The organism is Nonomuraea sp. NPDC003727 (assembly GCF_053586935.1).
In genome coordinates this window covers 221,653-242,546 of record NZ_JBSFNE010000013.1, presented here as the reverse complement: position 1 = coordinate 242,546, position 20,894 = coordinate 221,653, and the positions used below count along the sequence as shown (strand labels likewise).

General features: G+C 74.0%; 17 protein-coding genes. 11 read left to right on the top strand and 6 right to left on the bottom strand.

Going from position 1 to position 20,894, the window contains the following annotated elements:
- Nucleotides 1–109: 109 nt before the first annotated feature.
- Nucleotides 110–514 carry a hypothetical protein gene (locus ACWDLG_RS31570; protein ID WP_354918918.1) on the top strand — a complete coding sequence of 135 codons (405 nt, stop codon included), beginning with the start codon at nt 110–112 and terminating at the stop codon, nt 512–514.
- A gap of 55 nt (nt 515–569) precedes the next feature.
- Here the strand turns inward: ACWDLG_RS31570 and ACWDLG_RS31565 are convergent, their stop codons facing one another.
- The 3 genes from ACWDLG_RS31565 to ACWDLG_RS31555 all read right to left on the bottom strand — a co-directional run bounded on the left by ACWDLG_RS31565 (nt 570) and on the right by ACWDLG_RS31555 (nt 3,561).
- Nucleotides 570–1,472 (bottom strand): hypothetical protein, encoded by a 903-nt coding sequence (locus ACWDLG_RS31565; RefSeq protein ID WP_449926964.1) that lies wholly within the window; start codon nt 1,470–1,472, stop codon nt 570–572.
- Nucleotides 1,473–1,549: 77 nt separating this feature from the next.
- Complete coding sequence (locus ACWDLG_RS31560; protein WP_449926961.1) at nt 1,550–2,902, bottom strand: transaminase; 1,353 nt, start codon at nt 2,900–2,902, stop codon at nt 1,550–1,552.
- Nucleotides 2,899–3,561, bottom strand: a complete 663-nt coding sequence (locus tag ACWDLG_RS31555) for a nucleotidyltransferase domain-containing protein (protein WP_449926958.1) — start codon at nt 3,559–3,561, stop codon at nt 2,899–2,901. Before ACWDLG_RS31555 ends, ACWDLG_RS31560 begins: the two co-directional genes overlap by 4 nt.
- A gap of 156 nt (nt 3,562–3,717) precedes the next feature.
- Between ACWDLG_RS31555 and ACWDLG_RS31550 the strand changes: the two genes are divergently transcribed.
- From ACWDLG_RS31550 to ACWDLG_RS31540, 3 genes are all read left to right on the top strand, one after another.
- Entirely contained in the window at nt 3,718–4,065 is a 348-nt protein-coding gene (locus ACWDLG_RS31550) for a nucleotide pyrophosphohydrolase (RefSeq protein WP_449926955.1), read from the top strand.
- Nucleotides 4,066–4,472: 407 nt separating this feature from the next.
- Nucleotides 4,473–6,593: an SF1B family DNA helicase RecD2 gene (gene recD2, locus ACWDLG_RS31545; RefSeq protein ID WP_449926951.1), complete on the top strand. Its 2,121-nt coding sequence runs from the start codon at nt 4,473–4,475 to the stop codon at nt 6,591–6,593.
- A 46-nt stretch (nt 6,594–6,639) separates the two neighbouring features.
- A complete protein-coding gene (locus tag ACWDLG_RS31540) occupies nt 6,640–7,503 on the top strand; it encodes a 3-methyladenine DNA glycosylase (protein WP_449926948.1) in 864 nt (287 codons plus the stop codon).
- Here ACWDLG_RS31540 and ACWDLG_RS31535 read toward each other — a convergent pair.
- The 3 genes from ACWDLG_RS31535 to ACWDLG_RS31525 form a co-directional block, all read right to left on the bottom strand.
- Nucleotides 7,460–9,952, bottom strand: a complete 2,493-nt coding sequence (locus ACWDLG_RS31535; protein ID WP_449926945.1) for a heparinase II/III domain-containing protein — start codon at nt 9,950–9,952, stop codon at nt 7,460–7,462. The genes ACWDLG_RS31540 and ACWDLG_RS31535 overlap by 44 nt on opposite strands.
- A 181-nt stretch (nt 9,953–10,133) precedes the next feature.
- Complete coding sequence (locus tag ACWDLG_RS31530; protein WP_449926942.1) at nt 10,134–10,562, bottom strand: PepSY domain-containing protein; 429 nt, start codon at nt 10,560–10,562, stop codon at nt 10,134–10,136.
- Nucleotides 10,563–10,857: 295 nt separating this feature from the next.
- Nucleotides 10,858–11,799 carry a LysR family transcriptional regulator gene (locus tag ACWDLG_RS31525; RefSeq protein ID WP_449927086.1) on the bottom strand — a complete coding sequence of 314 codons (942 nt, stop codon included), beginning with the start codon at nt 11,797–11,799 and terminating at the stop codon, nt 10,858–10,860.
- 66 nt (nt 11,800–11,865) lie between these two features.
- Between ACWDLG_RS31525 and ACWDLG_RS31520 the strand changes: the two genes are divergently transcribed.
- The 7 genes from ACWDLG_RS31520 to ACWDLG_RS31490 all read left to right on the top strand — a co-directional run bounded on the left by ACWDLG_RS31520 (nt 11,866) and on the right by ACWDLG_RS31490 (nt 20,875).
- Nucleotides 11,866–13,119: an MFS transporter gene (locus ACWDLG_RS31520; protein ID WP_449926939.1), complete on the top strand. Its 1,254-nt coding sequence runs from the start codon at nt 11,866–11,868 to the stop codon at nt 13,117–13,119.
- Complete coding sequence (locus tag ACWDLG_RS31515; RefSeq protein ID WP_449926936.1) at nt 13,007–13,732, top strand: ThuA domain-containing protein; 726 nt, start codon at nt 13,007–13,009, stop codon at nt 13,730–13,732. Before ACWDLG_RS31520 ends, ACWDLG_RS31515 begins: the two co-directional genes overlap by 113 nt.
- Nucleotides 13,733–13,792: 60 nt before the next feature.
- Nucleotides 13,793–14,479 (top strand): helix-turn-helix domain-containing protein, encoded by a 687-nt coding sequence (locus tag ACWDLG_RS31510; protein WP_449926934.1) that lies wholly within the window; start codon nt 13,793–13,795, stop codon nt 14,477–14,479.
- 118 nt (nt 14,480–14,597) lie between these two features.
- Nucleotides 14,598–16,349 (top strand): ATP-binding protein, encoded by a 1,752-nt coding sequence (locus ACWDLG_RS31505; RefSeq protein ID WP_449926931.1) that lies wholly within the window; start codon nt 14,598–14,600, stop codon nt 16,347–16,349.
- Between the two features lie 10 nt (nt 16,350–16,359).
- The gene (locus ACWDLG_RS31500) at nt 16,360–17,499 is read left to right on the top strand and encodes an exonuclease SbcCD subunit D (protein WP_354918949.1); all 1,140 of its coding nucleotides are present in this window, start codon (nt 16,360–16,362) and stop codon (nt 17,497–17,499) included.
- Entirely contained in the window at nt 17,499–19,922 is a 2,424-nt protein-coding gene (locus ACWDLG_RS31495; protein ID WP_449926928.1) for an AAA family ATPase, read from the top strand. Before ACWDLG_RS31500 ends, ACWDLG_RS31495 begins: the two co-directional genes overlap by 1 nt.
- Nucleotides 19,919–20,875 (top strand): hypothetical protein, encoded by a 957-nt coding sequence (locus ACWDLG_RS31490; RefSeq protein ID WP_449926925.1) that lies wholly within the window; start codon nt 19,919–19,921, stop codon nt 20,873–20,875. The genes ACWDLG_RS31495 and ACWDLG_RS31490 overlap by 4 nt, the downstream gene beginning before the upstream one ends.
- Nucleotides 20,876–20,894: the final 19 nt, after the last annotated feature.

Sequence of the window (20,894 nt, the reverse complement as noted above, 5' to 3'; positions counted from 1 at the left end):
CTCCGGGTCGCTCCGCCGGGCCGCCCCCATGCCCGCCCCGCCGGGCGGCTCCATCGGGGTGCAACGGGCTCCAAGCCGGGCACAAGTCGGAGGGCGTAGCTCTTGAGGCATGAGAACACTCCTCGGCCTGACCGCCGCCGCCGTCATCGCCGTCTCCGGCGCCGTCCCCGCCGCCGCCGATCCCACCGTCTGGAGGTGGGGCCCCGTCCGCTCCACCGACGGCCACGCCGAGGCCGCCGGCAAGGTGGCCGCCGGCCAGTCGGGCCTCGTCGTGTCCGGCACGCTCGCCGACACCAGGGGCGCCGGCTGCTCCTGGGTCCAGATCAAGGGGATGAGCAGCGAGAACGGGCGCTGGCGGACCGCGTCCGCCGGCGCCTGCGTGCCGGGGACGAAGGGCTTCCGGCGGGACGTCGGCGGTGTCCTGCACATCAGGGTCAGGGTGTGCAGGGGCACCGCCACCGGGCCGACGGGGCGCTGCTCCCGGTGGAGGACCGTCTACACCCAGGGCGGCTGACGTCCCGGGTGCACGCTGTCGGCCCGGTGCGCGCTGTCGTCCCGGGTGCGCACGGTCAACGGCCGCAGGCCGCGCACGCGGGGCGGGTGATCAGGTAGTAGGAGACGGAGGCGACGGCGAGCCCGGCGCCCCACACGACGTAGGCGGGGACGGCCACCCACATGAACGCGGGCTCCTCCAGGGTGCCGTCGATCGTCTCGGTCACCATCTGCGTGATGCCGGTGCCGAAGTAGGCCAGCATCGCGCCCGCGATCGCGAACCCGGGGCCGACGACCAGCCAGCGCGGCACCCCCCGCCCCGCGAGGAACGGCACCCAGCGCGGCCAGACCCTGCCCCACCCGTGCACCAGCGCGAGGGGCAGCAGGACGCCCGCGAGCAGGAAACCGAACTCGAAGACCAGCAGCGAGGGGCTGGCGGCGTAGGGGATGGCGACGCCCATGGTCAGCTGGGCGACGATCCTGAGCAGGCAGCCCGCCACCGCCGCGTAGGCGGCGGCGTAACCCCAGCGAGGGGTCGCCTCCAGGCGCGGGAGGCGGACGCAGCGCAGGCAGCCTGCCGTACGGCGGCGCTGCCACGACAGGGCGGTGGCGCCCGCCAGCAGCCCGACGGTCGCGCAGCTCGCCCTGCTGAGGAAGGCGGGCAGGTCGCGGGGCAGCCCCAGCCCCGGCAGGATGCCGCCGACGACGTCGAGCAGCAGCACCGCCGACGCCGACACCAGCGCGGCGCTCAGCGCCCATGCCGCCAGCACCAGCGGCAGCCGGCCCCCGGTGGCGCGCAACCCCGCCACCACGAGCACGACGCCGGCGCAGAGCCCGACCACCACCCACGCGGGGAAGGTCAAGTCGAAGCCGAGCACCCAGGACGGTGCGTCGCCCAGCGCCCAGGAGGCCTGCACCGCCCCGTAGGCGACAGCGCCGGCCGCGGCGGCCCACGGGACCCACGTCATCCATCGCGTCATGCTCACGAGCTTCGCGCCCGGCGGCCCCGCCGCGATTCGCCCGGCTGGGGGAGGCGCCTCCCCCTGGCGGGGGAACGTCAGCCGACCAGCTCCTCCACCGCCTCGCGGAACAGCACGCCGTGCCGGTCGACGTCGGCGCGCGTCGTGTCGGGGCACATGAGCGCCATGTTGTGGAACGGCGTCAGCAGGACGCCCCGGTTGGCGAGGTAGAGGTGCAGGTAGTCGTCCAGCTCGTCGTCGGTGGCCGCGCGGGAGGCGGTGCCGTTGACCGGAGCGGGGAAGGCGAACCGGTAATCGGCCCGCGCGCCGAGCCGCTGGATGCTCCACGGCAGGCCGGCGTCGGCGATGACGGCGCGCACGTCGTCGGCGAAGACCTCGGCCAGCGCGATCATGCGGGCGAACGCCGCGTCGGTGAGCACCTCGCCGAGCGTCGCCCGGACGGCGGCCATCGACAACGCGTTGCCCGCCAGCGTGCCGCCGACGCCGCCCATGTCGACCAGGTCCAGGTCGGTGCGGGCGAGCACCCGCTCGGCCAGCTCGGCCGACATGCCGTACGCGCCCGCGGGCACGCCGCCGCCGATGGCCTTGCCGATGGTCAGCATGTCGGGTTCGAGGCCCCACAGCCCGGTGGCGCCGCCGGGGCCGGCGGAGAAGGTGTGGGTCTCGTCGTTGATCAGCAGCGTGCCGTACGCGCGGGTCAGCTCGCGCACCTTCTCCAGGTAACCGGGCTCGGGGAGCACGATCCCGATGTTGGTCAGCGCCGGCTCCATGAGGACGGCCGCCACGTCGCCGTGCGCGAGCTGCCGCTCGAGGCCCTCGACGTCGTTGAACTCGGCGACCCTGCTGGTCGCCGTCACGTCGACGGGCGCGCCGACGTTGCCCTCGCGGCTGACGCCCTCGCCGTCGGGGCCGCGGACGATCAGCGACTCGTCCACGCTGCCGTGGTAGCAGTAGCTGTGGAAGAGGATCTTGGGCCGTCCGGTGACCGCGCGGACGATCCTGATCGCCCACCGGTTGGCGTCGGTCGCGGTGAGGGAGAAGCTCCACAGTGCCAGGCCGAACCTGCGCGTGAGCTCGGCGCCCACCCATTCGGCGTCCTCAGTGGGCATCATCGTGCTCGCCCCGCCGTCCTCGCCGAAGCGCCGGGCGACCGCCGCCACTGTCGGGGCGGGGGAGTGGCCCGCCATCGCGGCGGTGTCGCCCAGCGCGAAGTCGATGTACTCGTGGCCGTCGAGGTCGGTGACGCGCGCGCCCCGCGCGCCGCGCAGGTAGAGGGGGAAGGCGCCGGCCCGCTTGTTCATCCACGTCATGGGCACCCTGCCGAACAGGTGGTCGGCCGCGGCGAACGCCCTGCGGGAGGCGGAATGGCGGGCGATGTAGTCGGCCTGCTCGCGCACCATCAGCGCGCGCAGCCGGTCACGGTCGATCACGGTCTCTCCTCCTGTACGGCACGCGTCCCCTGCGGGGCGGCCCCGGTCTGGACGGCAGGCCGCCACGGGTGGGCGCCGAAGGCGATCGCCAGCGCGTCGTCGAGCCAGCGCCGCTGCTCGCCGGTCAGCAGCGGCAGCACCTCGGCGAAGTCGGCCTCGTCCTTGGGACGCGTGTCCTTGGCCTTGTACAGCAGCTGCACCTCGGGCGCGATCCGCTGGAAACCGTCCTCAGGAACCCCCAGCGTGGAGAGCGGGCGGCGGATCCTCCGGTCGCGCCGGTAGACCCACTCCTCGCCCTCGGCGTCGTCCAGCATGAGCTGGAACCGCCACGGCCCTCCGGCGCTCGCGCGCACCCAGACGTCGTGCGCCCGCTCCGGCAATACCTCGCCGACCGGCCACGGCCGCAGCGTTCCCGGCGGATCGGCCACGTGGCAGTCCCAGCCGGCCAGCAGGCGGCGTACCGCGAGCTGGTCCCGGCGCAGGACCGACACGTCCACGTCCCCGTGCTCGCGGAAGGCCCGCCCGACGGCCAGCTCGATCGCGTAGCCGCCGCTCACCCACCACGGCACCGTCGAGGCCCCGAACAGGGCGACGACCTCCTCCAGCGGCGCCGGCTCCCAGCGGCCCCACGGTGTCTCAGGTGTCTCAACGCCTGGCATCAGCCCATTGTCGGGTGAGACCGGCCGTGTCCGCCATCGGTGGAGTCCGCGGGGTGCACCGGCCCCGGGCGAGCCCCGCTCCCACCGCCGCCGGCAGCGGCGTGTGGTGCGGTCCCCGCGAACCGGCGGGTGACACAGGGGGTAGTGTCACCAGCCATGACGTCCCCGTTGGAGGAGCTGGCGGTACGGCTGCGCGGGTTCGCGAGCGACCGCGAATGGGAGCGGTTCCACACGCCCAAGAACCTCGTGATGGCGCTGGCGGGAGAGGTCGGCGAGCTGGTGGCGGAGTTCCAGTGGCTCGCCGAGGCTGAGCGGCCCGACGAGGAGACGATGGCGCGGGTGCGCGCCGAGCTCGGCGACGTGACCGGCTACCTGGTACGGCTGGCGGACGTCCTCGGCGTCGACCTCGTGGCGGCGGCGCACGCCAAGCTGGACGAGAGCGAGCGCCGCTACGACCCGGAGCTCTACCGCGGCTCCGCCCGCAAGGCCCCACCCCTGTCCTGACCCCGCAGCCCTCCCGACCCCCACCGCTGTCCCGACCCACCCCTGTCCTGAACCCCACCGCTGTCCTGAACCCCACCCCGCGCCGCCCCCTGCCCCTCCCCCGCCCCGCCCCTCTCCTGCCCCTTTCGTGCCCCTGTCCTGTCCCGCCTCGGCCCTGTCCCGCCTCGGCCCTGTCCCGCCTCGGCCCTGTCCCGCCTCGGCCCTGTCCCGCCTCGGCCCTGTCCCGCCTCGGCCCTGTCCCGCGTGGGTTTTCCCGCGTGGGTTTTCCCACATCGCCTGTCCGGCGCTGTCTGCATCCGTGCCGCCGCGTCCCTCGGGCCGGGCCGGTGGAGGTGGCGCCCCTGGCCGGACCGTCCGGGGCGGTGGGGTGCCGCCGAATGTCGGCGCCGCGTGGTTGGATCCCGTACGTGGAGGCATCCGTCGAGCACCTGGTGTACGTCAGGGAGGACGCGTACACCGTCGCCCGCATGAGCAGCGAGGCGGGCGGGTCCGGCTTCGTCGCCTCCGGCAGGGCGCTGGCCGGGGCGCAGCCGGGCGAGACGCTCCGCCTGGACGGCCAGTGGGAGGAGCACGCCACCTACGGCAAGCGCTTCGCGGTCACCGCGTGCGAGCGTGTCGTGCCGTCCACCGTCCACGCCATCCAGCTCTATCTCGGCTCGGGGCTCATCCGCGGCATCGGCTCGCGCCTGGCCCAGGCGATCGTCGGCCACTTCGGCGAGGACACGCTCACCGTCATCGACACCGCCCCCGAGCGGCTGACCGAGGTGATCAACATCGGCCCCGCCCGCCAGGCGCAGATCGTCGAGGCGTGGAAGGAGCAGAAGGCCGTCGCCGCGCTCATGGTGGTGCTCCAGGGCTACGGGGTCAGCCCGCTGCTGGCCGCCAAGATCTACCAGGTGTACGGCGACGCCTCGGCGGAGATCCTGGCCACCGACCCCTACCAGCTCATCGGCAGGGTCAGGGGCGTCGCGTTCGCCACGGCCGACAGGATCGCGCTGCGGTCGGGCGTCCCCGAGCGCAGCCCGCAGCGGATCAAGGCGGCCCTCGTCGACCGGCTGGAGGCGGCCGCCGCCCGCGACGGCCACTGCTTCCTGCCGCTGCCGGCGCTGGTCGCCCGCACCGCCGAACGGCTGGAGCTGGAGGAGGAGCTGGTCGGCCGGATGGTCGACGCGCTGCTGTCCGAGCGCCGTGTCGTCGTCGAGGAGACCGACGACGACCTGGTCGTCTACTCCAAGGAGCACCACAGCCGCGAGGTCAAGCTGGCGGCGGAGCTGGCCAGGCTCTGCGCCGCCAGGTCGACGCTGCCGCTGCGCGCCTTCAGCGACGACCCCGGCCTGCACGACGATCAGCAGGCCGCCGTGACCATGGCGTTGACCAGCACGGTCTCGGTCCTCACCGGAGGCCCCGGGTGCGGCAAGAGCCACACCGTGCGAGTGATCGCCTCGACCGTGCGGGCGATGGGCGGCGCCGTCACGCTCTGCGCGCCCACGGGCAAGGCGGCCAAGCGGCTGTCGGAGCTGACCGGGCTGCCAGCGACGACGGTCCACCGGATGCTCGCCGTACAGCCCGATCCTGACAAGCTCTTCGACCAGACCCCGGCGCAGGCCGACCTCGTCGTGGTCGACGAGGCGTCCATGCTCGACCTCCATCTGGCCACCCGGCTGTGCTCGGCCATCCCCGACGGCAGCCACCTGCTGCTGGTGGGCGACAGCGACCAGCTGCCGAGCATCGGGCCCGGCAGCGTGCTGTCCGACCTGCTGCGGGTCGAGACGATCCCCCGGATGCGGCTCACCCACGTCTTCAGGCAGGCCGAGGGCAGCGGCATCGTCCAGGCCGCCCACCAGATCAGGTCGGGTGCGGTGCCGTACACACCGGGCGGCGGCGGGTTCTGGTTCGAGGAGCTCGACGACCCGTCGGCGGTGGCGGCGCGGGTGGTGCATCTCGCGACCGAGGCGATCCCCGCGAAACAGGGCGTCCGTCCCGAGCAGGTTCAGGTGCTGTGCCCCATGCGCAAGGGCGACGCGGGCACCGCCGAGCTCGGGCGGCTGATCCAGGAGCGGCTCAACCCGGCCCGCGACGGTACGGCCGAGCACTGGTCGGGCGCGTCGGTCTACCGGGTCGGCGACCGCGTCATGCCGATCCGCAACAACTACGACAAGGGCGTCTTCAACGGCGAGACAGGCACGATCGTCGCCCTCGACAGGGAGGAGCGCGTCGTCGAGGTGCTCATCGACGAGGGCGAGGTGGTGTCCTACGGGTTCGACGAGCTCGACGACCTCACCCACGCCTACGCGATCAGCGTCCACCGCTCCCAGGGCAGCGAGTACCCGTTCGTGGTGGCGCCGCTGGTGGTGGAGGCGGGCGGGGTGATGTTGCGCCGCAGGCTGCTCTACACGCTGGTCACCAGGGCCAAGGCGTGGGTGGTGCTGGTCGGGCAGCGTGAGGCGCTGGAGCTCGCCGTCCACCGGCTCGGCCTGCGCCGCAACACCGGCCTGGCCCGGCGGCTCGCGTTCGTGCTCGCCCGGTGACCCGGCTCGGGATCCGGCACCGGGCGGAGGTTCCTACGATGAAGCCGTGAGGATCCTCGACAAGCGGGAGTGGCAGGCACGGGCCGAGGCGCATCAGCGGAGGGTCGACGCCTGGGTCGGGCCGCACCTGAGCCGCCGCAAGGAGGGCAGGGCCCACCCGGTCGAAGACTTCCTGTTCGACTACTACGGCTACCGCCCCGGGCGGCTGCGCAGGTGGCATCCCGGAGCGGGCGTCGTGCTGGCCGACGCCCAGGGCTACGGAGCCGACTACCTCGACACCGGCGAGGGCGCCACCGTCGACGTCGACCGGCTGCTGGACAAGCGGCGCGCGATGGTCGAGTGGACGGCCGCGCTGCTGTCGGCGACCGCCGCACGGCAGGGCAACTTCGGCTGCTTCGGCATGCACGAGTGGGCGATGGTCTACAAACTGCCCGCCGACCAGGTACGGCACGCCGCGCAGCCGCTGCGCATGCCGTCCGAGGAGATCGCCGCCGTCGTCGAGCGCCGTGGCGCCCGGTGCAGCCACTTCGACGCCTTCAGGTTCTTCACCGAGGCCGCACGCCCGCTCAACGCCCTGCGGCCGACCCGCGAACGCCAGGTGGAGCTCGAACAGCCCGGCTGCCTGCACGCCAACATGGACCTGTACAAGTGGGCCTACAAGCTGTCGCCCCTCGTGCCGAGCGAGCTGGTCGCCGACTGCTTCGAGCTGGCCCGCGACATCAGGACGCTCGACATGCGCGCCAGCCCCTACGACCTGAGCGCCCTCGGCTACGCACCCGTCCCGATCGAGACGCCCGAGGGCAGGGTCGCCTACGCGGCCGCCCAGCGCGGGTTCGCCGAGCGGGCCGCGCCGCTGCGCCGTACTCTCATGGAGCTGTGCCAGGGGCTGCTCGCCGGCGCCTCTCGCTGACGGTGAAGGTCGCGCGGAAGCGGGCACGGGCGGCGTGCCCGCGCAGGATGAGCAGGCCGAGCGGGCGTCCGTTCGGGTTCCCTTCCGCCGTGGCGGCGTAGGCCGCGAACCCATCGGGCACGGCGAGCGCGAGGTGCGGGGCGCCGTCGAAGTCCCAGGTGCCGCGCAGGATCCCGTCGGCGGGGACGGCGAGCCGGCGGACATCACGCAACGCCGCCGCCTCCTGACCGAGGACGCCCGCGTCACGGCCCTCGGGTCGGGCGTCGCCACCGTTCCCGGGTCGGGCGTCACGCGGGCTCGCGGAGCCGGCGGCGCCCACGTTCTCGGGTCGGACATCGCGGGGGACCTTGGAGCCGGCGTCGCAAGGGCCCGAGGGCGAGATCGTGGAGGAGCAGGAGACGCCGGTGGAGTGAGCGGCGGAGTCGCTGGGATCACGCGGCTCGCACGCGGGCCGGGAGGAAGAGGGCTCCCGGCCGTGGCGGGCGGAGGCCGAGGGCTCCCGAACCCCCTGGGCGGGAGAACCGGAGGGTGGGCCGGTCGAGGGGGCGGCGGGGTGGTCCGGGGTCGGGTCGGGTGAGTCGGAGGGTGGGCAGGTGGAGGGGGCGGCGGGGTGGTCCGGGGTCGGGTCGGGTGAGTCGGAGGGTGGGCAGGTGGAGGGGGTGGCGGGGTGGTCCCGGGTCGGGTCGGGGGAGAAGAGGCCGTCGCCGTGGAAGGCCCATTCGATGCGCCGTGCCGAGGGCAGCGTGACCGTGACCTCGTCGGTCCACCCGTCGTCCGTCACCGCGACCGAGCGGCGCAGCACGTTGCCCTCCCACGCCGACTCCGCCACGAGACGGCGTTCGGACGACTCCAGCAGGCGTCCCGTGTGCGGGGGCTGCCGGGCCCCGTCGACGATCGCCACGTTGTGGGCGAGGGGCGAGCGCATCCACGCCGTGAACGCCGAGCCGTACCCGCTGGTGCCGAGGTCGAGGCTGTACCAGCCGGTGGCGGTCTCGACGTCGACGTTGAGCTTGTCGCGGTGGTCGTGCCAGCCGGCGTCGGGGCCGAACCGCATCGCCAGCCGTACCGCGGGGGAGCGCAGCACCCCGATCCCGGCGTGCGGCCACACGAAGGACGAGCGACGCCCGGCCACCCGGTCCGGCGCGAAGTAGCGGGAGGCGGCGGGCGAGCCCGCGGGACTCCGGCTGGTTCCGGAGGCGGGGGCGGCGGGCGAGCCCGCGGGCTTCCGGTCGGTTCCGGAGGCGGGGGCGGCGGGCGAGCCTGCTGGTTTCCGGCTGGTTCCGGAGGCCGGGGCGGTGGACGGTGAGGCCGCGGGCACCTCGTCCGGGCCGAAGAGCAGGGCGGCGACGGACGAGCGGTACCCGACGTCCACCCCGCCGGGCAGGGCGTCGGGGCGGCCGAACCACGGACGCACCGGGCCGGGACGGCGGCGTTCGTAGTAGGGGGCCAGGTCGACCGCCGCCTCGGGGAGGAGCGTGCAGGCCGCCTCGGCCTGGGCGGCGAAGTCCCCGACGTGGCACTCGGCCCAGCCGTCGCCGTAGGCGGGCAGGCGGGTGTCGGCGTAGGCGAGCGACGGCGGGGCGGCGATCGCGCGCGCGAGCCGTCGTGCCGCCCGCTCGGACAGTCCTTCGGGTCCGGCGGCCTCGCGGTAGGACAGGAGGGCGGCGACCGCGTAGTAGTGGTAGTGGGCGTTGATCTCGTACCAGAGGCCTTCCGGGTGGAAGCCCTCCATGACCTGGGCTTCCGCGCCGAAGGGCGCGTCGCGGCACCACTCCGTCAGGTTCCGGTCGCCGAGCCGGGCGGCGCACTCGGCCAGCGCGGCCAGCAGCCAGCAGTGGATGTTGTGCACCATGCCGGCCTGCGGGCGCAGCAGATCCGCGATGGCGCTCGCCATGGCGTCGACGGCGGCGGAGGTGGCGGGGCTGAGCACGTCGCCCGCCCAGCGCAGCGCGCGCAGCAGGCCGACGGCCCAGACCGCCTCGTCGAGCGACTGCGGCTGGACCCGCCCCTGGCCCGCGTTGCCGCCGTGGGGTTCGTAGGAGAGGTAGTGGCGGGCGTAGGCGGCGGCGAGGCGTTCGAGTTCGGCGGCGGCCTCCGCGGCGGTGTCCGACAGGCGGACGAGCAGGGCGGCGCGCTGGGCCTGGACGGCCGCGGCGTCGTGCATCGTGGTGCGCCACGCGCCGTCCCACGGCTCGCCCCGGTAGACCCGGTCGCAGGCGGAGCAGGCGTGCCGCGCGGGCGTGGCGGCGTCGAACACCAGGGGGGCGCCGTCGGCGTCGCAGAAGTAGTGGTGCGTCCACGCCGAGGGCTGGTCGGGGCCGGGGATGACCAGGTCGCGCGACCAGCGGGTGAAGTCCGATCTGATGGCGGTGAGGATCTCCGCCGCCCACGGCCTGGTCTCCAGCCTGCGCCGGATCGCGGGCCACGCGGGCGTGTACGCGGCGCTCATCTCCCCATCCTGCCCACCCTCCCGTCCTGCCCGCCGCGCCGCCGGTCATCCGGCGACCATCCGGCGATCTCCGGCTGCACGGAGGCGCCCGGCCGCACGGGAGACGCGGGGCAGCGGTGGCAGCGCCGCGCGTGGGGGAGGCGCGCGGCGCATCAGGGCGTCGGGTGTGCGGTGTGGGCTCTCAGCTCGTCTGGCCGCTCTTGGTCACGGTGCCGTCCTTGGCGTCGACCCTGATCTGGTGCCTGGTGCCGTCCGACCCGACGACGTCGGACTCCCAGACCACGGCGCCCTTGTGCCGGTCGAGCTTCAGCTCGGTGATCTTGCCTTCGGGCACCGCGGCGGCCACCTTCTCGGCCGCGTCCTGGTAGGTGAGCTCGGCACCCTTGACGAGGGCGAGGAGCTTGGCCTTGTCCTCGGCGTCGCCTTCCCTGGCCGTGGGTCCCGAGACGACCTTTCCTGAGGAGTCCACTTCGAGCTCCTGCTCGGTGCCGTTCTTCTCGGCCAGCTCGACCTCCCAGATCTTGCCGTTCTCCTCGGCCTCGAGGGAGACGACCGTGCCGCCCTCGACGGCGTCCATGGCGGCGGTGCCCGCCCGGGTGATGTCCTCCATGCCGCCGACTCCGGGACTCGGCTCCCCGGGGCTCATCTCGCCGGGGCTGGGCTCGGGAGGCATCGTCGGCGACGCGAGGCCGGCGACGGCGCCTCCGACGGCGGGTGCGGGCGCCGCCTTGGCGGCGTCGGTCGGCGTGCCGGCGCATGCGGCGGCCGCGAGCAGGGCCGCACCCGCAACTCCGGCACCGATGATGGCTTTTGTCCGTTTTGACCCAGTCATATGGGTGGACTGCCCGGATCGTCGTAAAGCCACGCCCAGAGGGGAGACAACACGAGCCCGGCGACCGTTCACCTCATGGTCGGCCGGCTGCGCGGGAACGGCTCCCCTTCTCCGCCAGGGGGCTGAACTCGGGACCGACGTCGCGCGTCTCCGCCACCACGTGCGCGTGGAAGGCCCGCACCACAGGGGTGAGCTGGGCGGGCCTGACGATGCCGATCGTGCGGAACACGGCGGGCGACAGCGGGATCTCGACCACGCCCGGCAGCGGCGCGACCCCGTAGCCGGGCAGCAGCGCGACGCCGAGTCCCGCGCCGACCAGTCCGCGCACGGTGTCGGACTCCTGGCCCTCGAAGGTGATCCGGGGCCGGAAGCCTGCGGCGGCGCACAGCTCGTCGGTGATCTGGCGCACGCCGTACCCCTGCTCCAGCGTGACGAAGTCCTCGTCGGCCAGTTCGGCGGCGCGTACCCGGCGGCGGCGGGCCAGCCGGTGCGAGGCGGGGACGGTGAGCACCAGTTCCTGCCGGGCCAGCGGGGTGCCGGTCAGCTCGGCGTCGCCCGAGGGGAGCGGCGCGACGAACGCCAGGTCGATCTCGCCCTCGCGCAGCCGCCGCAGGATGTCCTGCCGCGAGCCCTGCACCAGGCTGAAGCGCACCCCCGGACGCCGCTCGCGGAAGCCGCCCACCAGCGCGGGCACGAGAGAGCGGCCGAGCAGGTGCAGGAAGCCGAGCACGATCCGGCCGCTGCCGGGGTCGATCTCCTCCCGCACCTCCCGGACACCCGTCGCCATGACCGCCAGCGCGCGGACCGCCGCGTCGGCGAGGGTGTGACCGGCCCTGGTCAACCTGACGCCTCTGCCGTGCGGGACGACCAGCGGGGTGCCGGCCGCCTCCGACAGCGCGGCGAGCCGCCTGCTCACCGTCGGCTGGGGTACGCCGAGCAGTTCCGCCGCCCTGGTCACGTGCTCGGTTTCCTTGATCGCGGCCAGCAGTTCGAGGTTCGGCGCCCATTCATGCATCACGGTATGAATTTTCGCATATTGCGGTATTGGACGTATTTATTAGCGTTGCTTAGTTTCGTACTCGTGGCTATCGCACCTCGAGTGGCTGTCGGCGTCGCGGCCGCGGGCATCTCCTCCTTCGCCCTGCTCTACGCGCCGCAGCCCGTCCTGCCTCAGCTCGCCGCTGAGTTCCACCTCGACCCGGGAAGCGCCTCGCTGGCGGTCGGGGTGGCCACCGGCGCGCTGGCCGTCGCCGTGCTGCCCGTCGCCGCGCTGTCGGAGGTCGTCGGCAAGCGGCGGATCATCCTCGTCTCCGTCATCGCCTCAGCCGTGCTCGGCCTGCTGCTGCCGCTGGCGCCGACGTTCGAGACGCTGCTGGTGCTCAGGGCCCTGCAGGGCGTGGCCATCGCGGGCTTCCCCGGCGTCGCCGCGGCGTACCTGATGGATCTGCTGGGCGCGGCGGGGGTGGCCACCGCGGTCGGCACGATGATCGCCGGCAACTCGGTCGGCGGCATGGCCGGCCGCCTGGTGGCCGGGCTGGTCACCGAACCGCTCGGCTGGCACGGCGCGCTCGCCGTCGTCGGCGGCGTCTGCGCGGTCTGCGCGGCGGTCGCCGCCCTCACGCTGCCGCCCACGCCCCCGCGCCCGCGGGTCCGACCGGGTGGCGGCCTGCGGGCCGCCTTCAGCCGCCCCGTGCTCCTCGCCCAGTACGGCGTGGCCGCCGCCGGCGTGGGCTCCTTCGTCGCCGTCTACAACGCCGCCGGGTTCAGGCTGATCCGCGAGCTCGGCCTCGCCCCCGCCGTCGCCTCCCTCGTCTTCCTCGCCTACGCCATGGGCACGCTGTCCTCCGGCGCCGCCGGCCGGCTCGTCGCCAGGTACGGCAAGCGCCCGGTCCTCGTCGCCGCGCTCCTGGTCACCGTTCTCGGCACGCTGCTGACCATCCCCGACTCCCTGGCCCTCGTGGTCACCGGGCTGGTGGTGCTGACCGGCGGCTTCTTCGCCGCGCACGCCGTCGCCAACGGCTGGGCGGCCGCCGAGGCCCCCGAAGGCGCCCGCGGCCACGTCTCCGGCATGTACACGCTCTTCTTCTACGTGGGCAGCAGTGTCGGTGGCACGCTGGGCAGCATCGTGTACGGCAGGGCAGGCTGGAGCTGGCTGGTCGGGTTCACCGCCGCGTGGTTGCTGGCGGCGATGACCGGAGTGCTGACCGAAGGGAGAAGGCGGCGTGGCCATCAACGTCACGGTGTGGGGCGAGAACGTGCACGAGCGGCGGGAGGAGGACGTCCGGCTGCGCTATCCGGAGGGGATGCACGGCGCGATCGCCGCCGGGCTGCGTGAGCGGCTCGGCGAACGGGTCGCGGTGCGGACCGCGACCATGGACGAGCCGGCGCACGGCCTCACCGAGAAGGTCCTCGCCGAGACGGACGTGCTGACCTGGTGGGGCCATGCCGCCCACGAGGAGGTCTCGGCGGAGGTGGTCGCCCGCGTCCACGAGCGCGTGCTGGGCGGCATGGGCCTGCTGGTGCTCCACTCGGGGCACTTCTCCCGGATCTTCCGCGCGCTGATGGGCACGACCTGCACGCTGACCTGGCGTGACGCGGGAGAGCGCGAGCTGGTGTGGACGGTCGACCCCGCGCACCCGATCGCGGCGGGCGTGCCCAACCCGCTCGTCATCGAGCAGCACGAGACCTACGGCGAGCCGTTCGGCGTCCCCACCCCTGACGAGCTGGTCTTCATCAGCTCCTTCACCGGCGGCGAGGTCTTCCGGGCCGGCTGCTGCTACCGCAGGGGCAAGGGACGGATCTTCTACTTCAGCCCGGGCGACCAGAAGTACCCGGTCTTCTACCACGAGGGCGTCCTGCGGGTGCTGGCCAACGCCGTGCTGTGGGCGGCGCCCCCCGAAGGGGCGGGCGAGCCGCTGCGCAACGTCCACACGCCGATCACCTGGTAGGGCGCCGGTCGCCCGCCCTCGGGCCGGTGATCGGAGGGGAGCGGATAAAGTCCCATCCTTATGGAGCTGATTGACAAGGTGCGCGAACTGCGCGGCCAGGGCAAGTCGCCCAAGGAGATCGCCCGCGCGCTCGGCGTACCGCCGTCGAAGGTGGCGCCGCTGGTGCGGGCGGTCGCGGCCGAGGCCCCCGCCGAGGAGATGGGGGAGGTGGCCGGGAGCTGGGTCACCACCGGCTGGAGCGTCGGCCTCACCGCGCCGGGGTGGGTCGACGAGGCCCCGGAGGAGCACGGCACCAACGGCACCGTCTGCGTGCTGGTCGCCCGCCGGCACGGCTGGGACAAGTACGTGGTCTGCGGCTACCTGGTCGACACCTACTGCCTGGGCGTCAGGCACACCGTCGGCCCCGACGTCATGGACGAGCGCGAGCTGCGCCGCTTCCGCGACTACTTCTTCTCCGACTTCCCCGGCTGGCAGGAGGCGCCGTTCGAGCTGGCCAGGGAGCTGGTGCTGGGCTCGGTCGAGTACGCCAGGAGCCTCGGCCTCGACCCGATCGAGGACTTCGCGCCGCTCGCCCGCCACCTGGGCGAGGAGGAGATCGCCGGCACCGTCACCTTCGGCAGGGACGGCAGGCCGTTCTACGTCGTGGGCCCGAACGACGAGCCCCGCAAGGTGCTCCGCCAGCTCGAACGCGCCGTCGGCAAGCCGCCGAACTTCGGCTACGTCATGGTCTCGCCCGAGGACTCCTGACCCCGGATCGGCGGGGGCGCGACCGCGCGGAAACCCGCCGGACCCGTGGAAGATGCCGAACCCACACCCCCAACCCCATTACGCTGCGGTTGAGGGCGTTATGGGGCGGAGGGGCTGAGTGATCGAGAACGGAGTGGCGAGCCGTACGGCGATGCCTGGGACGGTCGCGTCCGGTGAGGCGGTCGGCAGGGTGCTCGGCACGCAGGCGGCCTCCCCGCTCTCCTTCTGGATCGGCCTCGAACCAGGCCGGGTCGTCCAGCTCGACGACGTCGTGGTCACCCGCAGGGAGGTCCCTGGCTACGGCCAGGTGCTGGTCGCGGGCGTGGTCGCGACCGTCGAGGCCAGGCACGAGGGCGCCGCCTACGACTCCGACGTCTTCCTCATCGCCGACGGCGCGCTGCCCGCCGCCGTCGTCGAGGTGGCCGAGGTGCGGGTCACCAGGGTCGAGCCTGAGGTGTTCGTGCCGCCGCTGCCCGGCGAGATCGTCTACCGTGCCGGCTCCGGCGACCGCGACCAGGCGCTCTACTTCGACGTGATGGAGCGCCGCGTCCCCATGGGCATGGGGCGCGACGGCCAGCCGCTGTTCGTCAACTTCGACTTCCTCGACGGCACGCGCGGCGCCCACGTGTCCATCTCGGGCGTCTCGGGTGTGGCGACCAAGACCTCCTTCGCCACCTTCCTGCTGTACTCGATCTTCCATTCGGGTGTCCTGCAGGGCGACGCCGCCAACACCAAGGCGCTGATCTTCTCGGTGAAGGGCGAGGACCTGCTCTTCCTCGACCATCCCAACAGCCGGCTCGACGCCGCCTCGGCCGCCGCGTACGAACGCCTGGGCCTGCCCGCCGAGCCGTTCGGCAGCGTGCACGTCTTCGCCCCTCCGCGCCCGAACGACCCCAACGCGGTCCCGCACGTCGCCGCCCGCACCCACGGTGTCAGCGCCTTCTACTGGACGCTCGAGGAGTTCTGCAAGGAGGAGCTGCTCCGCTTCGTCTTCGCCGACGCCGACGACGAGCGGGCCGGCTACTCCCTGCTCGTCGGCCAGGTCGCGGCGCGGCTGGCGGCGTGGGCCGTCCCGGTGGAAGGCGGCGCGATCAAGCTGCCAGAGGGCGGGGTGTGCCGCACGTTCTCCGACCTGGTCGAGCTGCTCAGCGACCAGCTCATGGACGAGGCGAGCAGGGTCACCTGGGCGGGCGCCCAGACCCCGCTCGGCACCGTCAACGCCTTCCTGCGCCGCCTGCGCAGCGCGGTCAGGCCGCTGTCGCCGATCATCAGGGCCGACGTGTCGGGCGGCCGTCCGCACTCGATCCGCACGTCCGACGCGCAGGTCTCCATCGTCGACCTGCACAACCTGCCCGAGCGTGCCCAGCGGTTCGTCGTCGGCGTGGTCCTGCGCGGCGAGTTCGCCAGGAAGGAGAGCTCGGGCACGGCCAGGCCGCTGCTGTTCGTCGTGCTGGACGAGCTCAACAAGTACGCCCCCCGCGAGGGCGACTCGCCGATCAAGGAGATCCTGCTCGACGTGGCCGAGCGCGGCCGGTCGCTGGGCGTGATCCTCATCGGCGCCCAGCAGACCGCCTCCGAGGTGGAGCGCCGCATCGTCTCCAACAGCGCGGTGCGCGTGGCGGGCCGCCTCGATCCCGCCGAGGCGGGCCGCTCGGAGTACGGCTGGCTGCCGCCGGCCGTCAGGGACCGGGCCACGATCGCCAAGCCGGGCACCATGTTCGTCGCCCAGCCGGAGATCCCGGTGCCGCTCGCCGTCGCCTTCCCCTTCCCCGCCTGGGCCACCCGGCCGTCGGAGGCGGTGCCGATCAGACCGGCGAGCGAGGACCCGTTCCACGGACTGGTCGAAGAAGAGGACATCCCGCCGTTCTGATCGGAGCCCGATGAAGATCCTGCACACCGCCGACTGGCACGTCGGCAAGGTGCTCAAAGGCCGCTCCCGCATCGACGAGCACCGCGCCGTGCTGAGGGAACTGGTCGCGACCGCCCGCGAGGAGAACGTGGACGCCGTCATCGTCGCCGGCGACGTCTTCGACACCTCCGCGCCCACCCCGGAGGCGCAGGCGCTGGTCATGCCCGCGCTGATGGCGCTGCGCGAGGACGGGCGCGACGTCGTGGTGCTGGCCGGCAACCACGACAACCCGCAGCTGCTCGAGGTCTACCGGCCGGTGCTCGGCGCGCTCGGCATCCAGGTCGTCGGCGCCTTCCGCCGCCCCGACAGGGGAGGCACGCTGTCCTTCACCGCCAGGACCGGCGAGCCCGTGCGGCTGGCCGTCCTGCCCTTCCTGTCCCACCGGTACGTGGTGCGCGCGGCCGAGGTGCTGACGGGCACCCCCGCCGAGCACAACCGTGACTACGCCGCCAGGATCGGCGAGCTGCTCGGCGCCCTGACCGCCCCCTTCCAGGCCGACACCGTCAACATCGTGGCCACCCACGGCACGCTGCCCGGCGGGGCGTTCGGCGGCGGCGAGCGGGAGGCGCAGTCGATCTTCTCCTACTACTTCGAGGCCACCGCGTTCCCCTCCGCCACCCAGTACGCCGCGCTCGGCCACCTGCACCGCAGGCAGCAGATCGCCGGGCCGTGCCCGATCTGGTACAGCGGCTCGCCCCTCGCCGTCGACTTCGGCGAGGAGGCCAACACCCCCGGCGCGCTGCTGGTCGACGTCTCGCCGGGACGGCCGGCGGTCGTGCGCGAGGTGACGTTCAGGCAGGCCAGGACACTGCGCACGGTCACCGGCACGCTGGAGCAGCTCGAGGCCATGGATCTCGGCGACGCGTGGGTGAAGGTGATCGTGGAGGAGAAACCGCGCCCGGGGCTGGCCGACACGGTGAGGGAGCTGCTGCCGGGTGCGCTCGACGTGGCGCTCGACGAGCGGTTCCGGCCGGTGCGGGCCGTACCGAAGGCGTCGACCGCCTCGCGCAGCCCGCGCGAGCTGTTCCGCGACTACCTCACCAGCGCCGGACGCCACGACGACCAGGTGGCCGGGCTGTTCGACCGGCTCTACGACGAGGTGACCGGCTGATGCGACCGCTCCTGCTGCACCTGGAGAACTTCGGCAGCTTCCGCGCGCCCGTCACGATCGACTTCTCCGACATCGACTACTTCGCCCTGGTCGGCCCGACCGGCGCGGGCAAGAGCACGGTGATCGACGCGATCTGCTTCGCGCTGTACGGCACGGTGCCGCGCTGGGGCAAGGAGAACGTGATCGCCCACGCGCTGGCGCCTTCGGCCGCCGCGGGCAAGGTGGCGCTGGTCTTCGAGAGCGCCGGACGCCGCCATGGCGTGGTCCGCGCGCTCCAGCGCGACGCCAAGGGCACCGTCCGCACCAAGGAGGCCAGGCTCGACGAGCTCGACCCCGCCGTCACGGGCGAGCTGGCGCAGGTGCTGGCGGCGGTGCTGCGGCCGGTCGCCGAGGGCGACGCCGTCACCCCGGAGGTGCAGCGGGTCACGGGCTTGGAGTACAAGTTCTTCACCCAGTGCGTGGTGCTGCCGCAGGGCCGCTTCGCCGAGTTCCTGCACGCCGCGCCGCGCGAGCGGCAGGACCTGCTGGTCCAGCTCCTCGACGCCGACGTCTACGAGCGCATCAGGCAGCGGGCCGTCCGCGAGGAGGAGGCGAGCAAGCAGGCCGCCGCCTTCGCCCGCGACCAGCTCGGCAAGCTGTCCGGCGCCGACGCCGACGCCGAGCGGGCGGCGGCCGACCAGGTCGCCACGCTGCGCGCGCTCGCCGAGCGGATCGACCTCGACCTGCTGCGCGCCCGCGAGGAGGAGATCCGCAGGGCGGCGGCCGACCGCGAGGCGGTCGCCGTCCGGGTCAAGGCGCTGCAGTCGCTGCTGATGCCGCAGGAGGTGCCGACGCTCGCCGAGAGCGCCCGGCAGGCCGCGGCGACCGTGACGGCCTTCGCGGAGGAGGTGGCGGCGCTGGAGGCGGCCGAGCACCGGGCCCACGACGAGCTGGCGGCGCTCGGCGACCGGCACACGATCGCCCACCGCCTGGCCGCCCTCGACGAGCGGGAGCGGGTGACCGCCGCGGCCGGCGAGGCCACGACCGTGGCCGCCCGGGTCCGTGACGCGCTGCCGGGCCTGTCGGAGGCGGCGCGCCGTGCCACGGAGGCGCTGGCCGCCGCCGAGCGCGAGCGTGACCGGCTGCGCGACGCCCACACCGCCGCCGACCTGGCCGCCCGCCTGTCGGTCGGCGAGCCGTGCCCCACCTGCCTGCGCCCGCTGACCGAGCTGCCGCACCATCCCGCGCTCGCCGACGTCGGCGCGGCCGAGCGCGCGCTGCGCGCCGCCAGGACGGAGGCCGAGCGCGCCAGGACCGGCCTCGGCAAGGCCGAGACCGAGGCCGCCATGCTCGACTCGCAGGTCGCCGCGTTCGCGGCCAGGCTGGCCGAGCTGCCGCCGCCCAGCGAGCGGACCGCCCTGGAGGAGCGCATGACCGCCGTGCGCAAGGCCGACGCGGCCGTGGCCGAGGCGCGCAAGGCCGTACGGGCCGGCCGGGCCAGGCTGGAGCAGGCCCAGCGCACCGCCGACAGCACGCGGCGCCGGACGGAGCAGGCGTGGCGCGAGCTGGAGCAGGCCCGTGACGGCGTGCTCACCCTCGGCGCGCACCCCGACGGCACCCCTCCTCCTCCCGTCGACCGGGAGGACCTGCACCGGGCCTGGAGCGCGCTGATCGCCTGGCGCGACGAGGCCGGGCGGGCGGCCCGAGTCGCGCTGACCGAACGGGAGGCGGAACTCTCCCGCGCGGAGACCAGCCGGGCCGAGGAACGGGCCAGGCTCACCGGGCTGCTGGCCGAGCACGAGATCGCCGTCCCGGCCCAGGCGGGGCCCGACCAGATCGGCGCGGCCCTCGCCACCGCCGTCGCCCGCGCCGAGAGCAGGCTCGACCGGGTCAGGGAGGACCGCGAGCGCGCCCGCGCGCTCGAGGCGCTGGCCGCCGAGAAGGAGCAGGAGGCCAGGGTCGCCCACGAGCTGACCCTGCTCCTGCGCGCCAACGCCTTCGAGCGGTGGCTGTGCGCCGAGGCGCTGGAGCTCCTGGTCGTGACCGCCTCCGACACGCTGCGCGAGCTGTCCGACGGGCAGTACGAGCTGACCCTCGGCGGCAAGGGCGACATCGAGGTCATCGACCACGGCGAGGCGGGCATGCGGCGCAGCGCGCGCACGCTGTCGGGCGGCGAGACCTTCCAGGCCGCCCTCGCCCTGGCCCTCGCGCTGTCGGGCACCGTGGCGCGCAGCCTCGACTCGATCTTCCTCGACGAGGGGTTCGGCACCCTCGACCCCGCCACTCTCGACACCGTCGCCACCACCCTCGAACGCCTGGCGGCGGGACAGGACCGCATGGTCGGCGTCGTCACGCACGTTCCCGCGCTGGCCGACCGGGTGCCCGTGCGGTTCGAGATCGGCCGCGACGCCAAGGGGTCGCACCTGCGGAGGGTGGGAGCATGACGGCGTCCGTGACGGAGTTCACCGTCGATCCCTGGGACCCCGGCTACGCGGCGGCGCTGGCCGTCGAGGCGCTGGCCGAGCTGGGCCCGACGAGCGCCGAGCTGGTCCTCGACGTCGAGTGCGACGCGGCCGACTGGAAGCCGGTCGACCCGTCGCCCGGCACGACCGCGCCGCAGGCGCTGCTGATCGCCGACGGGGTCCGCAGGGTCGACGCGCGCGTGTGGGTGCACGATCCCTCCTCGCCGATGCCGATCCCGGGCATCGCCGCCTCCTACGCGGCCGGGATCGTCGAGTGCGGCCCCACAGGGGCGACGCTCGCGGCCCTCGAGGTGGGCAGGTCGCTGTTCAGCGCCTCGCCGTACACGCCGGAGGTCAAGACACCGCACGCGACCTACCGGGCGGAGCGGGCCTCGGGGCCGAGCATGGACGAGCTGTCGCTGGCCCTGCAGCGGCAGGTCACGCAGCTGGAGGTCGACCTGGCGGTCAGGTACCGCTCGCGGACCGACGACCTGCTGCTGGTCGACGGGCCCCTGCGCGGGCGCACCCATCTGCCGCGCACGGTCGGCTACATCAAGACCCACCACACCGCCTACCTGCCGGGCCCGCAGAGCGCGGTCGTCTCGGCGCTCGCGCCTGGCCAGCGCACCCCGGTCTTCCTCATGGGCACCAGCTGGCGGCGGCACGCCTGGTACGTGCGGCTGCCCGTCCGCTCGGCCGCGCCGTGGGCGGGCATCGCCCGCTGCGAGGCGGGCGCGGACCTGCCCCGCGACGAGGTCGTACGGCTGGCCGACACGCTCACGCTCGTGCTGCCCGCCCTGGCCGGGGTCGACTACAAGGATCCGCGCGCCCCGCAGAACCTCGTGCCGATCGGCGGCCTGGAGAAGCTGCTGCGCCATCGCCTCGGGGATCCCAAACTCCTCTACCGCGCCCTGCGCACCGCCGCCCATTCTTGACCGCCTTCCTTTCTCGTGT